This window comes from Kosakonia sp. CFBP8986 (assembly GCF_034044935.1).
GTDB lineage: Bacteria > Pseudomonadota > Gammaproteobacteria > Enterobacterales > Enterobacteriaceae > Kosakonia > Kosakonia cowanii.
Genome location: NZ_JAXCXB010000003.1, coordinates 563,030 through 578,584, shown reverse-complemented (window position 1 = coordinate 578,584; position 15,555 = coordinate 563,030). Strand labels below are relative to the sequence as shown.

The 15,555-nt window shown below is 55.8% G+C and carries 13 protein-coding genes; 5 read left to right on the top strand and 8 right to left on the bottom strand.

Annotation, left to right across the window (positions count from 1 at the left end):
• Window positions 1-59: 59 nt before the first annotated feature.
• Window positions 60-830, bottom strand: a complete 771-nt coding sequence (locus SOM48_RS09385) for an ABC transporter permease (RefSeq protein WP_034813337.1) — start codon at window positions 828-830, stop codon at window positions 60-62.
• The gene (locus tag SOM48_RS09380) at window positions 827-1,753 is read right to left on the bottom strand and encodes an ABC transporter ATP-binding protein (protein ID WP_023480271.1); all 927 of its coding nucleotides are present in this window, start codon (window positions 1,751-1,753) and stop codon (window positions 827-829) included. The genes SOM48_RS09385 and SOM48_RS09380 overlap by 4 nt, the downstream gene beginning before the upstream one ends.
• A 107-nt stretch (window positions 1,754-1,860) precedes the next feature.
• On the opposite strand from SOM48_RS09380, the gene can reads away from it, so the two are divergent.
• The gene (gene can, locus SOM48_RS09375; RefSeq protein ID WP_042716572.1) at window positions 1,861-2,523 is read left to right on the top strand and encodes a carbonate dehydratase; all 663 of its coding nucleotides are present in this window, start codon (window positions 1,861-1,863) and stop codon (window positions 2,521-2,523) included.
• A gap of 27 nt (window positions 2,524-2,550) precedes the next feature.
• Here the strand turns inward: can and hpt are convergent, their stop codons facing one another.
• Window positions 2,551-3,087: a hypoxanthine phosphoribosyltransferase gene (gene hpt, locus SOM48_RS09370; RefSeq protein ID WP_076768882.1), complete on the bottom strand. Its 537-nt coding sequence runs from the start codon at window positions 3,085-3,087 to the stop codon at window positions 2,551-2,553.
• 206 nt (window positions 3,088-3,293) lie between these two features.
• Here hpt and SOM48_RS09365 point away from each other — a divergent pair, with 206 nt between their 5' ends.
• Window positions 3,294-5,684 carry a glucose/quinate/shikimate family membrane-bound PQQ-dependent dehydrogenase gene (locus tag SOM48_RS09365; RefSeq protein ID WP_054802812.1) on the top strand — a complete coding sequence of 797 codons (2,391 nt, stop codon included), beginning with the start codon at window positions 3,294-3,296 and terminating at the stop codon, window positions 5,682-5,684.
• A 317-nt stretch (window positions 5,685-6,001) separates the two neighbouring features.
• On the opposite strand, the gene cueO is transcribed toward SOM48_RS09365, so the two are convergent.
• The gene (cueO, locus tag SOM48_RS09360) at window positions 6,002-7,558 is read right to left on the bottom strand and encodes a multicopper oxidase CueO (protein WP_312201635.1); all 1,557 of its coding nucleotides are present in this window, start codon (window positions 7,556-7,558) and stop codon (window positions 6,002-6,004) included.
• Window positions 7,559-7,702: 144 nt separating this feature from the next.
• On the opposite strand from cueO, the gene SOM48_RS09355 reads away from it, so the two are divergent.
• From SOM48_RS09355 to speD, 3 genes are all read left to right on the top strand, one after another.
• Complete coding sequence (locus tag SOM48_RS09355) at window positions 7,703-8,050, top strand: YacC family pilotin-like protein (RefSeq protein ID WP_023480277.1); 348 nt, start codon at window positions 7,703-7,705, stop codon at window positions 8,048-8,050.
• A gap of 86 nt (window positions 8,051-8,136) precedes the next feature.
• A complete protein-coding gene (speE, locus tag SOM48_RS09350) occupies window positions 8,137-8,997 on the top strand; it encodes a polyamine aminopropyltransferase (RefSeq protein ID WP_023480226.1) in 861 nt (286 codons plus the stop codon).
• A gap of 20 nt (window positions 8,998-9,017) precedes the next feature.
• A complete protein-coding gene (gene speD, locus SOM48_RS09345; protein WP_023480253.1) occupies window positions 9,018-9,812 on the top strand; it encodes an adenosylmethionine decarboxylase in 795 nt (264 codons plus the stop codon).
• A 30-nt stretch (window positions 9,813-9,842) separates the two neighbouring features.
• Here speD and yacL read toward each other — a convergent pair whose 3' ends face one another.
• The 4 genes from yacL to traT form a co-directional block, all read right to left on the bottom strand.
• Window positions 9,843-10,205, bottom strand: a complete 363-nt coding sequence (yacL, locus tag SOM48_RS09340) for a protein YacL (RefSeq protein WP_023480494.1) — start codon at window positions 10,203-10,205, stop codon at window positions 9,843-9,845.
• A gap of 124 nt (window positions 10,206-10,329) precedes the next feature.
• Window positions 10,330-12,927, bottom strand: coding sequence for a bifunctional aconitate hydratase 2/2-methylisocitrate dehydratase (acnB, locus tag SOM48_RS09335; RefSeq protein ID WP_094419370.1), 2,598 nt, complete (start codon window positions 12,925-12,927; stop codon window positions 10,330-10,332).
• Window positions 12,928-13,200: 273 nt separating this feature from the next.
• Window positions 13,201-14,625, bottom strand: coding sequence for a hypothetical protein (locus SOM48_RS09330; RefSeq protein WP_320511835.1), 1,425 nt, complete (start codon window positions 14,623-14,625; stop codon window positions 13,201-13,203).
• Between the two features lie 161 nt (window positions 14,626-14,786).
• Entirely contained in the window at window positions 14,787-15,518 is a 732-nt protein-coding gene (gene traT, locus SOM48_RS09325; protein WP_023480291.1) for a conjugal transfer complement resistance protein TraT, read from the bottom strand.
• Window positions 15,519-15,555: the final 37 nt, after the last annotated feature.

Sequence of the window (15,555 nt, the reverse complement as noted above, 5' to 3'; positions counted from 1 at the left end):
AGATCGCCTGGGCGATCTTATTGTTTTTTAGAGCAATGCTGAAAATAGCCTGATAACCGTTAGCTACGCAACCCGCGCCCACGCTGAATCAGATACCAGCAGGTCAGATAGAAGCCGAGGATAAAGACCACCAGCACGCCAACCGTGGTGACCAGCGGGACATCGCTAATCCCGAGGAAGCCGAAGCGGAAACCGCTGATCATATAGACGATCGGGTTCAGGTGCGACAGCGCCTGCCAGAACGGCGGCAGCAGCGTCAGGGAGTAGAAGACGCCGCCGAGGTAGGTCAGCGGGGTCAACACAAAGGTCGGGATCAGGCTGATATCGTCAAAGGTTTTGGCGAACACCGCATTCAACAGGCCGGCCAGCGAGAAGAGCACCGCGGTGAGCAGCAGCGTCAGCCCGACAAACAGCCATGAGTGCACCTGGAAAGGCACGAAGAAGAGCGATACCGCCGTTACCAGCACGCCAACGCACAGCCCGCGCGCTACGCCGCCGCCAACATATCCGACGATAATTACATGCGTCGGCACCGGTGCCACCAGTAGCTCCTCAATGTTGCGCTGGAACTTGGCGCTAAAGAAGGAGGAGGCGACGTTGGCATAGCCGTTGGTGATCACTGCCATCATGATCAGCCCCGGAACGATAAACTGCATATAGGTGAAGCCGTGCATTTCACCGATACGCGAGCCAATCAGATTGCCGAAAATAATAAAGTAGAGGGTCATGGTGATCACTGGCGGCACCAGTGTCTGCACCCAGATACGCATAAAACGCTGGATCTCTTTGTACCAGATACTCTTCAGCGCCACCCAATAAAGCTGCATCATGCGCCCTCTCCTTTCCTGTCATGCACCAACGTAACGAACAGCTCTTCAAGGCGGTTGGCTTTGTTACGCATACTTAATACCTGGATCCCCTGCGCGCTCAGCTGGCTAAAGACGCTGTTGATCCCCTGCTCGCGCAGCACTTCAACTTCAAGCGTTGAGGTGTCTACCAGGCGATATTGATACCCTTCCAGCTTCGGCAGCGCGCTTTTCGCCGCCAGATCGAGGATAAAGGTCTCCGATTTGAGCTTGGAGAGCAGCGACTTCATCGAGGTGTTCTCCACCAGTTCACCATGCTGGATGATGCCGATATTGCGGCACAGCATCTCCGCCTCTTCCAGATAGTGAGTGGTGAGAATAATGGTGGTGCCTTTGTCGTTCAGATCCTTCAAAAAGCCCCACATGGAGCGGCGCAGTTCGATGTCGACGCCCGCCGTTGGCTCATCAAGAATCAGCAGTTTTGGCTCATGCATCAGTGCGCGGGCAATCATCAAACGACGCTTCATCCCGCCGGAGAGCATGCGCGCACGTTCGTTACGTTTACCCCACAAATCAAGCTGATTAAGGTACTTTTCGCTGCGCACTAACGCATCTTTGCGATCGACACCGTAGTAGCCCGCCTGGTTGACGACAATCTGCTGTACGGTTTCAAACGGGTTGAAGTTGAACTCCTGCGGCACCAGCCCCAGCTGGCGTTTGGCGTTCACCACATCTTTTTCCAGGTCATAGCCAAAGACGCTGACCCGGCCAGAGGTTTTATTCACCAGCGAGCTGATAATGCCGATGGTGGTCGACTTACCCGCGCCGTTCGGCCCAAGCAGGGCGTAGAAGTCTCCCGCCTCGACTTGCAGATCGATTCCGCGCAGCGCCTGAACGCCGCCAGGATAGGTTTTTTTAAGCTGCTCAAGCTCCAGTGCAATGGTCATGAATTATCACTTACCTATTTTCTTACACTCGATGTGTGGTTTTAAAAGAGAAAGAGTTGACCTATATTAGGCCTCGCACTCATTTTGCTTACAGGTCGCAAAGCGCTATGAAAGACATAGATACACTCATCAGCAACAACGCACTATGGTCAAAAATGCTGGTCGAGGAAGATCCAGGATTTTTTGAAACGCTGGCGCAGGCACAAAAGCCGCGCTTTCTGTGGATTGGCTGTTCAGACTCACGCGTTCCGGCTGAGCGCCTGACTGGCCTTGAACCCGGCGAGCTGTTTGTTCACCGTAACGTGGCCAACCTGGTCATCCATACCGACTTAAACTGCCTCTCCGTTGTGCAATACGCGGTTGATGTGCTGGAAGTTGAACACATCATCATCTGCGGCCACTACGGCTGCGGCGGCGTTCAGGCAGCGGTTGAAAACCCGGAACTGGGTCTTATCAATAACTGGCTGCTGCACATTCGCGACATCTGGTTTAAACATAGCTCGCTGCTCGGCGAAATGCCGCCAGAACGTCGTCTCGATACGCTGTGCGAATTGAACGTCATGGAGCAGGTTTATAACCTTGGCCACTCAACGATTATGCAATCCGCCTGGAAACGCGGCCAGAACGTGACGATTCACGGCTGGGCTTACGGCATCCATGACGGCCTGCTGCGCGATCTGGATGTGACCGCCACCAACCGCGAAACGCTGGAACAGCGTTACCGCACAGGTGTGCAGAACATCAGCCAGAAGCACATTAATCACAAATAACAATCGGGGCCGTCGGCCCCGATTTTTTTATTCGTCCAGCATCACCACTTTGCCGACATAGGGCAAATGGCGATAGCGCTGAGCGTAGTCAATTCCGTAACCCACCACAAACTCATCCGGAATCGAGAAACCGATATACTCGACGGTGACATCCACTTCGCGTCGCGAAGGTTTATCCAGCAGGGTGCAGATCGCCAGCGACTTCGGCTCGCGCAGGCGCAGGATCTCGCGCACTTTCGACAGCGTGTTGCCAGAATCGATAATGTCTTCAACAATCAATACATCTTTGCCGCGAATATCTTCATCCAGATCTTTGAGGATTTTCACATCGCGAGTCGATGACATGCCGCTGCCGTAGCTGGAAGCGGTCATAAAATCGACTTCATGGGAGACCTGCACTTCACGGCAGAGATCGGCCATAAACATAAACGAGCCGCGCAGCAGCCCCACCAGCACCATCTCGCTGCCGCTATCTTTGTAACGTTCAGTGATTTGACGACCCAGTTCGGCGACGCGTGCTTTGATCTCCGCTTCCGGGATCATCACTTCAACTTTGTGTTTCATATTAACTAACCATATGATTTTAGAAGCAAATAATTCAACACCAATCGCTTAAACCGGTGATTGAAACGCAAGCCGTGAAGTATACCAGCAAAACCAATTGAGGTGGGCATGCATCGAGAAAGCTCGATTTGTGATGACGATCACACTTGTTAACACCTATAATTAGTTGCTATCAAAAATTTAACAAACTGATGAGTATTCCTTTTATGGCAGAAACAAAATCGCAACGGTCGCGGCTATTGATCATGCTGACGACGATCTTTGCAGCCTTCTGCGGGCTGTATCTTTTAATTGGTGGTGTCTGGCTGATCTCCATCGGCGGCTCCTGGTACTACCCCATCGCTGGCCTGGTGATGCTTGGCGTGACCTGGCTGCTGTGGAAAGGGAAGCGTTCCGCGCTCTGGCTCTATGCGGCTCTGCTGCTTGCCACCATGCTGTGGGGCGTTTGGGAAGTCGGCTTCGACTTCTGGGCGCTGACCCCACGTAGCGATATTCTTGTCTTCTTCGGTATCTGGCTGATTCTGCCATTTGTCTGGCGTCGCCTGATTATTCCTGCCCGCGGCGCGGTTGCTGCCCTGTTAGCGGTACTGCTGATCAGCGGCGGCATTCTGACCTGGGCCGGTTTCAATGACCCGCAGGAGATCAACGGCACCCTGAGCGCTGACTCGACGCCTGCTGCACCGATCTCTAACGTTGCCGATAGCGACTGGCCGGCTTATGGCCGTAACCAGGAAGGCCAGCGTTACTCGCCGCTGAAGCAGATTAACGCGGATAACGTGAAAAACCTGAAGGAAGCCTGGGTGTTCCGCACCGGCGACCTGAAGCTGCCGAACGATCCGGGTGAAATCACCAACGAAGTGACGCCGATTAAAGTGGGCGACACCCTGTTCCTCTGCACCGCTCACCAGCGTCTGTTCGCACTTGATGCGGCAAGCGGTAAAGAGAAGTGGCACTTCGATCCGCAACTGAATGCGGACCCGTCCTTCCAGCACGTGACCTGCCGTGGTGTCTCTTACCACGAAGCGACGGCGGAAAACGCCAGCCCGGACGTGGTGGCTAACTGCCCGCGCCGCATCATCCTGCCGGTCAACGACGGTCGCCTGTTCGCAGTTAACGCTGATAACGGCAAGCTGTGTGACACCTTTGCTAACAAAGGTATCCTCAACCTGCAAACCAACATGCCGGTTACCACGCCGGGGATGTATGAGCCGACTTCACCGCCGATCGTCACCGATAAAGTGATTATCATTGCCGGTGCGGTAACGGATAACTTCTCCACCCGTGAGCCGTCTGGTGTGATTCGTGGTTTCGATATCAACACCGGTAAGCTGCTGTGGGCCTTCGATCCAGGCGCGAAAGATCCGAATGCAATCCCGTCGGATGAGCACAAGTTCACCATCAACTCGCCGAACTCCTGGGCGCCTGCCGCCTATGACGCCAAGCTGGATATGGTCTACCTGCCGATGGGCGTTACTACGCCAGATATCTGGGGCGGTAACCGTACGCCGGAGCAGGAGCGTTACGCCAGTTCCATTGTTGCGCTGAATGCGACCACCGGTAAGCTGGTGTGGAGCTATCAGACCGTACACCACGATCTGTGGGATATGGATATGCCGTCCCAGCCGACGCTGGCGGATATCGATGTGAACGGTAAGAAAGTGCCGGTCGTTTATGCCCCGGCGAAAACCGGTAACATCTTCGTGCTGGATCGTCGTAACGGCGAACTGGTTGTGCCGGCACCGGAAAAACCGGTTCCGCAGGGCGCAGCGAAAGGCGATTACGTCACCAAAACCCAACCCTTCTCCGATCTGAGCTTCCGTCCGAAGAGAGATCTGAGCGGTGCGGATATGTGGGGCGCCACCATGTTCGACCAACTGGTGTGCCGTGTGATGTTCCACCAGATGCGTTATGAAGGCATTTTCACCCCGCCGTCTGAGCAGGGTACGCTGGTCTTCCCGGGTAACCTTGGCATGTTTGAGTGGGGCGGTATCTCCGTCGATCCAAACCGCCAGGTGGCGATTGCTAACCCGATGGCGCTGCCGTTTGTCTCGAAGCTGATCCCGCGTGGTCCAAACAACCCGATGGAGCCGCCGAAAGATGCGAAAGGCACCGGTTCGGAATCTGGTATTCAGCCGCAGTATGGCGTGCCGTTTGGCGTCACGCTGAACCCGTTCCTCTCTCCGTTCGGCCTGCCGTGCAAACAGCCAGCCTGGGGTTATATCTCTGCGCTGGATCTGAAAACCAACCAGGTAGCATGGAAAAAACGTATCGGTACGCCGCAGGATAGCCTGCCGTTCCCGATGCCGATTAAAGTGCCGTTTACCCTCGGTATGCCGATGCTTGGTGGCCCGATCTCCACTGCCGGTAACGTGCTGTTTATTGCCGGTACAGCGGATAACTACCTGCGCGCGTACAACATGACCAACGGTGACAAACTGTGGGAAGGTCGTCTGCCAGCGGGTGGTCAGGCAACGCCGATGACCTATGAAGTGAATGGCAAGCAGTACGTTGTCATCTCCGCAGGTGGTCACGGTTCGTTCGGTACTAAGATGGGTGATTACATCGTGGCGTTTGCTCTGCCGGATGACGCGAAGTAATTAAGCAATCTGATGTAGACTTGCCGGATGGCGGCTAACGCCTTATCCGGCCTACAAAACAAAGCCCGGCAAGCATTACGCTGCCGGGCTTTTTTATTGTGACATCGCAACGCATCGCCGGATGGCGGCTAGCGCCTTATCCGGCCTACAAAAGCCCGAAACCGACCACAGAACCGTAGGCCTGATAAGCGCAGCGCCATCAGGCATTTTGCCGGATGGCGGCTGGCGCCTTAACCGGCCTACAAAAGCCCGGAAATGATCACAGAACCGTAGGCCTGATAAGCGCAGCGCCATCAGGCATTTTTGCCGGGCGCAGTTTACGCGACGGTAAAGCCGAGCATCATACCGGTATCTTCATGCTCCAGCAGATGGCAGTGCGCCATATAGGCAAACTCTTTCGCTGCCGCATGATCAAAGCGCACCAGCACTTCACTGCGCGCACCGTACACATTGACCGTATCCTTCCAGCCTGCGCGATGCGCCGCGGGCGGCTTGCCGTTTTCAGAGAGGATGCGGAACTGCGTACCGTGAATATGGAACGGGTGCAGCATCATGTCCCCCTCTCCGGAGATCGTCCAGCGCTCAAACTGCCCTTTTTGCACTGCAAATTGCGGCGTCACCATATCAAACGCTTTGCCGTTAATCCGGTTGGCATTATGGAAATCAAAACCCTGGCTGCCGTGATCCATATGGCCATGATCCATCTGCATGCCCTGCATATCGCCGTGATGCATCCCCATGCCCGCCATCGCGCCGTCGCCATACTTCTGCTGCAGCGCCTGCATGCCCATCATATCGAGCATCGGATCCATCGACAGTTGCAGGGTGCGCTGGGTAAGCCCCTCAAGCGCAGGCAGTGCGGGCAGCGAAGCAAGCGTATCCGGCAGATCGCCCGAGGCGGTCACCTGCAACGGTTGAATACGCAGCACCGGCACCGGCTGGTCAAACGGTGCGACGGTCATCCCCATCTGCTTAACCGGCAGCGTTATAAGATCGAAAGGCTTGCCATCGCTGATATCCACCAGCACCTCGAAGCGCTCGCCCATCAACATCGGCAGTTCAGTCACCTTAACCGGCTCACTTAACAAGCCGCCGTCGCTGGCGATGACATAGAGCGGGCGCTTATCGCTGGTAGCAAAATTGAGCGAGCGCGCGTTACACCCGTTGAGCAGACGCAGGCGCAGCCAGCCGCGCGGAGCTGCATGTTGCGGGTAGAGGGCACCATTAGCGAGCAGCGTATCGCCAAACCACCCCACCGCCGCGCTCATCACATCGAGCTGGTAATCAATCTGCCCCTGCGCGGTCAATTTTTTGTCCTGCACAATCACCGGCACATCATCAATCCCCCACTGCTGCGGCAGGCGCAGTTTGCGGCTGTTCTCATCTTCAATCAGCACCAGCCCGGCGAGCCCCATCGCCACCTGACGTCCGGTTTTGCCATGCTGATGAGGGTGGAACCAGCAGGTAGCAGCCTGCTGCGTTGGAGTAAAGGTCACCGTCCGGCTACCGCCCGCCTTAATCACGCCCTGCGGCCCACCGTCGACCTCCCCCGGCACTTCGAGACCGTGCCAGTGCACAGTGGTCTCTTCCGCAAGCTGATTGCGGATATCCACCGTCACCGCTTTTCCCTGGCGCAGCTGAATAGCTGGCCCCAGCAACGCGCCGTTATACCCCCAGGTTGTCGCGCTTTGCTGCGCAAACTGGCTCTCCCCTGCCTGCACCGTTAAGACAATGCGGCTCTCTGCATCCGGGGCAAGCAGCGGTGGAATGGGTAACGTGGGCCGGGTGGCGGCGAAGAGCGAGCGGCTCCAGAGCGGCAGCGCGCTGGCAGCCCCCAGGAGCGCGGAATATTTAAGGAAATCTCGACGTTGCATGGGTATGTCCTTATCAAGAGTCGGCGATGCTTTAAGCGTAAACCTTTCCCCTGCCGGAAGGTCAAGAAAGCAGACGATAATAAATATCGTCGCGTTAACTGGACTGTGCTAACGTTTAATTTCCGTTACGCCGTGGTAGAGAGAATGAAAACGTTTTTCAGAAGTATCATCCTTGGCAGCCTGCTCGCTGTCTCCGCCAATAGTTATGCCCTGAGTGAATCTGAAGCTGAAGACATGGCCGATCTGACGGCGGTGTTTGTTTTTCTGAAAAATGACTGCGGTTATAACAACTTACCTAACGGGCAGATCCGCCGTGCGCTGGTCTTTTTTGCCCAGCAAAATCAGTGGGATCTCAGCAACTACGATAGCTGGAACATGAAAGCGCTGGGCGAAGAGAGCTACCGCGATCTGAGCGGCATCGGCATTCCAACGGCGAAAAAGTGTAAGGCCCTTGCCCGTGACTCGTTGAGTCTGCTCGCCTACGTGAAATAGCGCTTATCTTTTGACCGTGCATCGTTCGCCAGAGTTGGCTATCATGTTGCGCCCGTTTTTCACGGATGTTAACAAAGGAGCGACGAATGGCCGACAACACCATTTGGCAAGAAACGCTGCACGACAACTTTGGTCAGTACTTTGCCGTTGATAAGGTGCTTTACCACGAGAAGACCGATCATCAGGATCTGATTATCTTCGAAAACGCCGCCTTTGGCCGCGTGATGGCGCTGGATGGCGTGGTACAAACCACCGAACGCGATGAGTTTATCTATCACGAGATGATGACTCACGTTCCGCTGCTGGCGCACGGTCACGCAAAGCATGTGCTGATCATCGGCGGCGGCGACGGCGCGATGCTGCGCGAAGTCTCCCGCCACAAAAATATTGAAACCATCACCATGGTAGAGATCGACGCAGGCGTCGTCTCTTTCTGTCGCCAGTACCTGCCAAAACACAACGCCGGTGCCTACGATGATCCGCGCTTTGAGCTGGTGATTGATGATGGCGTCAACTTCGTCAACCACACGCAAAAAACCTTCGATGTGATTATCTCCGACTGTACCGATCCTGTCGGTCCGGGCGAGAGCCTCTTCACCTCGGCGTTTTATGAAGGGTGCAAGCGCTGCCTTAATCCCGGTGGGATTTTTGTCGCGCAGAACGGCGTCTGCTTCTTACAGCAGGAAGAAGCCGTCGGCAGCCATCGCAAACTGGGTCACTACTTTGCCGATGTCAGCTTCTACCAGGCGGCGATCCCGACCTATTACGGCGGCATTATGACCTTTGCCTGGGCGACGGATAACGAAGCGCTGCGCTCGCTCTCCACGGAGATTATCGCCGCACGTTTCCATACCGCCGCACTGACCTGCCGTTATTACAATCCGGCAATCCATACGGCAGCATTCGCTCTGCCACAATATCTACACGATGCACTGTCTGCACAGTGACGCTAAGGGGGTGAGAAAAATTGAAAAAGCTTAAACTACATGGCTTTAACAACCTGACCAAAAGCCTGAGTTTTTGTATCTACGATATCTGCTACGCCAAAACCGCCGAAGAGCGCGACGGCTATATTGCCTATATTGATGAACTCTATAACGCCAACCGTCTGACGGAGATCCTCACGGAGACCTGTAACATCATTGGCGCCAACATTTTGAATATTGCCCGCCAGGACTACGAGCCGCAGGGTGCGAGCGTGACGATCCTGGTGAGCGAAGAGCCGGTCGACCCGCACCTGATCGACAAAACCGAACATCCGGGGCCGCTGCCGGAAGCGGTTGTCGCGCATCTGGATAAGAGCCATATCTGCGTGCACACCTACCCGGAAAGCCACCCTGAAGGTGGGTTATGCACCTTCCGCGCTGATATTGAAGTCTCAACCTGCGGGGTGATTTCGCCGCTGAAAGCGCTGAACTACCTTATCCATCAGCTTGAGTCGGATATCGTGACCGTCGACTACCGCGTGCGCGGCTTTACGCGCGACGTGAATGGCATGAAGCACTTCATCGACCACGAGATTAATTCAATCCAGAACTTTATGTCTGACGATATGAAATCGCTGTATGACATGATGGATGTGAATGTTTACCAGGAAAACATCTTCCATACCAAAATGTTGCTTAAGGAGTTCGACCTTAAGCACTACATGTTCCATACCAAACCGGAAGATTTGACGCCGCAGGAGCGGAAAGAGATCACGGAAGCGCTGTGGAAAGAGATGCGCGAGATCTACTACGGCCGCAATATTCCGGCCGTGTAAATGCGCAGCGGGAGCAGGGACGCTCCCCGATTAGCGTTGCTTAAGAAATTGCCGGTAAGCGGCCACCACCTGAAGAAAATCCTCCACCCCGCAGAGGGATAAACTCTCCTCATCGTAGTAGTTCATCCCCTCCTCCATCTCGTCGCCGGTAAACTCCAGCAGATTGGCGCGGATCATCACCTCTTCACCATCCAGCCACAGCGTATATTCATGGCCGACGCGCTGCCACGAACGCTCGCTGCCCTTCACCGTTTGCGCCGCCTGCTCCACTTCATCCAGCAGGGCGAGGTTCTCTTTCACCTCTTCGTTAAACCAGTGGCCGATCACTTCGTGCCCCATCGACATGCGCACTTTGACGCCGCCGGTGACATCGCGCAGAAATTCGTAATCCATCATTGCTCCTCATGGGGGCCAGAGAGCCGCCAGTGCTTTAATTATCGCAGCACCATACAGGAAAAAAAGCGCGGGGACGGGAAGGAAGGGAAAAAAAAGCCACTCCGAAGAGTGGCTTTCTGATTTAGACGGCGGTCTGGAATATCACGCCTTCAGCTTTATCGGTGTATTGATCAAGCTGGTCGAAGTTGAGGTAGCGGTAGGTATCGACGGCGGTTTTATCCACCTGATCCATAAAGGTCAGATACTCCTGCGGCGTCGGCAGCTTGCCGATCAGCGCCGAGACGGCTGCCAGCTCAGCAGAGGCCAGGAAGACGTTCGCGCCGGTACCTAAACGGTTCGGGAAGTTACGGGTCGAGGTTGAAACGACGGTCGCACCATCTGCCACGCGCGCCTGGTTACCCATGCACAGGGAGCAGCCCGGGATTTCGATACGCGCACCGCTCTTACCAAAGACGCTGTAGTAGCCCTCTTCGGTCAGCTGTGCGGCATCCATACGCGTCGGCGGCGCAACCCACAGGCGGGTCGGCAGCTGGCCTTTATGGCTGTCCAGCAGCTTACCGGCGGCGCGGAAGTGGCCGATGTTGGTCATACAGGAACCGATGAACACCTCATCGATGCTCTCGCCCTGCACATCAGAGAGCAGACGCGCATCGTCCGGATCGTTCGGCGCGCAGAGGATAGGCTCTTTGATTTCGGCCAGATCGATATCGATCACCGCCGCGTAATCTGCGTCCGCATCCGCTTCAAGCAGCTGCGGATCCGCCAGCCATTTCTCCATGCCCTGGATACGGCGCTCCAGCGTACGGCGATCGCCGTAGCCTTCAGCAATCATCCACTTCAGCAGCACGATGTTGGAGGTCAGGTACTCGATAATCGGCTCTTTGTTCAGCTTGATGGTGCAACCCGCGGCAGAACGCTCAGCGGAGGCATCGGTCAGCTCGAACGCCTGCTCGACTTTCAGATCCGGCAAGCCTTCAATTTCCAGGATGCGGCCGGAGAAGATGTTTTTCTTACCCTTCTTCTCAACGGTCAGCAGACCCTGTTTGATGGCGTACAGCGGAATGGCGTGAACCAGATCGCGCAGCGTGATGCCCGGCTGCATTTTGCCTTTAAAGCGCACCAGCACTGATTCCGGCATATCCAGCGGCATTACGCCGGTCGCGGCAGCAAACGCCACCAGACCCGAGCCCGCCGGGAAGGAGATACCAATCGGGAAACGGGTATGGGAGTCACCGCCGGTGCCAACGGTATCCGGCAGCAGCATGCGGTTGAGCCAGGAGTGGATAACGCCATCGCCCGGACGCAGCGACACGCCGCCACGGTTCATAATGAAGTCCGGCAGCGTATGGTGAGTAGTGACGTCAACCGGCTTCGGATAGGCCGCAGTGTGGCAGAAAGACTGCATCACCAGATCGGCAGAGAAGCCGAGGCACGCCAGATCTTTCAGTTCATCACGGGTCATCGGACCGGTGGTGTCCTGCGAGCCCACAGAGGTCATCTTCGGTTCGCAGTATGCGCCCGGACGAACACCGTCGACGCCACAGGCGCGGCCGACCATTTTCTGCGCCAGCGAGTAGCCGCGGCTGCTTTCCGCCACGTCTTTCGCCTGACGGAAGATCTCGCTCTGCGGTAGACCCAGCGCTTCACGTGCTTTGGTGGTCAGGCCACGGCCGATAATCAGCGGGATACGGCCACCGGCGCGCACTTCATCAATCAGCACGTCGGTTTTCAGTTCAAAGGTCGCCAGCAGTTCGTTGGTTTCGTGGTTGCGCACTTCGCCTTTGAACGGGTAAACGTCAATCACGTCGCCCATGTTCAGGTCAGAGACGTCGACTTCAATTGGCAGCGCACCGGCATCTTCCATGGTGTTGAAGAAGATAGGGGCGATTTTGCCGCCGAGCACCAGACCGCCGCCGCGCTTGTTCGGCACATTCGGAATGTCGTCACCCATAAACCACAGCACCGAGTTGGTGGCGGATTTACGCGAAGAGCCGGTCCCGACAACATCGCCGACGTAGGCCAGCGGGAAGCCTTTCTGCGCCAGCGCCTCGATCTGCTTGATCGGGCCAACGCTGCCCGGCTGATCCGGTTCGATCCCTTCACGGGCGTTTTTCAGCATCGCCAGCGCGTGCAGCGGAATATCCGGGCGCGACCAGGCATCCGGTGCCGGTGAAAGGTCATCGGTGTTGGTTTCGCCGGTAACTTTAAAGACGGTAACGGTGATCTTCTCGGCCAGCGGCGGACGGCTCTGGAACCATTCAGCATCAGCCCAGGATTGCATCACCTGTTTGGCGTAGGCGTTGCCCGCTTTCGCTTTCTCTTCCACATCGTAGAAGTTATCGAACATCAGCAGGGTATGGGAGAGGGCTTTGGCAGCAATCGGTGCCAGCGCGTCGTTATCCAGCGCGTCAATCAGCGGATGGATGTTATAACCGCCCTGCATGGTACCCAGCAGTTCAACGGCTTTCTCAGGGCTAACCAGTGGGGAGGTTGCTTCGCCTTTGGCGACAGCTGCAAGGAAACCCGCTTTCACATAGGCGGCTTCGTCAACACCGGGCGGTACACGATTAGCCAGCAGGTCTAACAGGAATTCTTCTTCGCCAGCAGGCGGACTCTTCAGCAGCTCGACAAGCGCGGCCATTTGGGTTGCATCTAATGGTTTTGGCGCAATCCCCTCAGCGGCACGTTCAGCTACGTGCTTACGGTATTCTTCTAGCACGACGGTTCTCCTCGCTCTCATTGTCATAATGCGGCAGGCGTTTCTCTTCACGCTCCTGTGAGACAGCAGTTTGTAGGGTAAATCCGCGAACCGCGCCGGGCAGCATAGCAGGAATTTCAGGGGGTGTTAATCTGTTTACAAAAAAGCAACATTAAATCCCGGCTGAATCGTTACAGATGGCATAAAGCAGACGGCAGAGGGGTTTAGCGAAAAATAATCCTCGAACCGCCGAGAAAACAAACGGCTCCGCAGAGCCGTTACGTTAAGACAATGTTAAAGCTTGCCGAGAATATCCAGCCCCCAGCTACGGCTGTATTTCTCCGGGTTCAGGCTCTCATCAACCAGTTTGCCCAGCAGGTACTTTTTCACCGTTTCACGGTTATCTACCTGCTGATGGTGCGCAACGTTGGCCAGTTGACCGCGTCCATTGTAGTTGAGCGTGGTGCTGTTCTCCTCGCTGTTTTCGACCACATGGTAGTAGTAACTTTGTGAGGATTTCTGCGTGCCCAATGCCAGCGGAATCGACGGATCGATCGCCTGGTGCCATGCAGCGCTCAGGTTGCTACGCGTCGTCTGCTTCACGCTCTTAGAGCTGTCGCTGTGGGCGTTGGCTTCCGTTGACTGCGAGGCGGTGTAGGCAAAGCGGTCTTTCTCCTGCAGCTTCGCGGGATTCACCGACTTCTCCGTCTGCGTCAGCGAGAGTGAAAAATCATTCAGCCCGCTGAGCTGTGACGCGCCGTTATCACCGATGCGAATCGCATTGGTCGCCACGACAGGCATTGTTTCGGCGCTGGTATTGCTGTTAAGCGCCCGGAAGACCGCCTTCAGCGCCGCCATCTGATCATAATTTCCCTGCCCGGCAGTGCGCGCTTTATCGAATTTACTGTCCCACGCGCTTAAGGCGATTTGCTGCTGCGCGGCGTTGCCGGCAAAGGCGGGGTGCGCCATGTCGCTGCTCATTTTCAGCGAGAAGTCGCCATCTTCATAAGCCGTGGAGCGCGTTTTGTTATCCGCATGGAAATTGAGCGACTGTAACGACTTGTCGTCGTTACGCAGGTCGGTTTTCAGATCCACCGATTTCAGCAAGCGCGTATCAAACTGGGTTAAGCCGCTGATGTCCAACTGCGGTTGCTGCTTGCCGAGGCCGCTCAGGGTCTCTCCCAGCGCTTTACCGAGGCCGGCAATGGCGGCTGCTTCGTCGTCATTGAGCGCTTCGCCATCGGTTTTCAGCTGAACGGTCATGCCATCATCCTGCTGGCTCATCACCAGCTGCACTTTGGTGCCGGACTGAGTGACGATATCCATGGTGATAGCTGAATCATAAGGCGCGCGGGCAATGCCCATATCCGCACCGCGCAGCGTCTGCACCACATCACCACGGTTATCATTCAGATTACTCAGCAGCGTGCTGCCAAGCGTGGCAAACGCGGAGACGGAGGTGCCGCCGGAGGCCAGCCCCATCAGCCCCTGAATCTGGCTATGCTGCTGTTCGGCAATCGCCGGGTTCACTTTCTTAGGTATCAGCGAATAGACGGCCGCGATCTCCGGCGTCTGGCTGCCGAACATCACTTTTGTCGAGGCGTCATCCGCGGGGGATGTTTTGTTTACAGATGCGGGCGCGGCAGTGCCGACCCGCGCAGAGGTACTGACCCGCGCGGCTGATGGCAGTAGCGCAGTAAGGTTAAGGCCGTTAATCATGGCGATGAAACTCCCTCTCACCGAAATAGTAAATAAGTAACATCGGCAACGTGCGGCGAAGGTTTATCGCTTTTGACCGAAAAGCAGGCCCCCGTCACTTTTACGTATAAAAAAAGCGGGCCAGTTGCCTGAGCCCGCTTTTTTAGCTGCCAGCAATCAACTTACATAATGTTGGCGACAGATTTTGCCAGCTGCGCTTCGAGGGCCGGTTTCGCCTCTTCGAATTTCAGGTTTACTTTGTTGGCGTTAGAGACCACGCGGGTCTGGTATTTCGCACGGTTACCCTCTTCGGTGCTGGTCTGCAGCTTGATACCGGAGGTGCCCTGACGCAGGGCGGCGATATTATCAGTGGTCACTTTCGCTTTGCTGCGCTCGGAGATCTGCAGGTCGGTGATCATAGTGAAGTTCACATCTTCCACCATCGCGTCTGCTGCGAGGCCAATCAGGCCAGCCGCCAGACCCACGCCCAGCGCGGCGCCGGAGGAGTTGCTGTTATAGGCGGTGATACCGGCACCCAGACCGGCACCAATCGCCGCGCCTTCGTAACCACTTTTCAGGTAGCCCTGCGTTTCACGCAGATCCATTTTGTCCGCTTTCAGCACGTTCGCCTGGATCCAGTAATAGGCCGTATCCGGAGAGGAAGTCACTTTGTAGCCTTTATCGCTCAGCTCTTTCGCCAGCAGGGTCTGCAAATTACTCATGTCTTTATCAGAGGTGTTTTTCACCTGAATAAACACAGTTTTCTCAGAAGCCGGCTCCAGCCAGATGGTCTGGCTCATCTGGGTTTTTACATCCAGATTGCGTTTTTTGATAGCCGTCGTCATCGCGCCACAGCCGGAGAGGGTAAACGCTGCCAGAACCATACCAACAACAGCGAGTTTTTTAATAGACATTAACGATTCCTTTATATTTCGAACACCAGAAGAACAA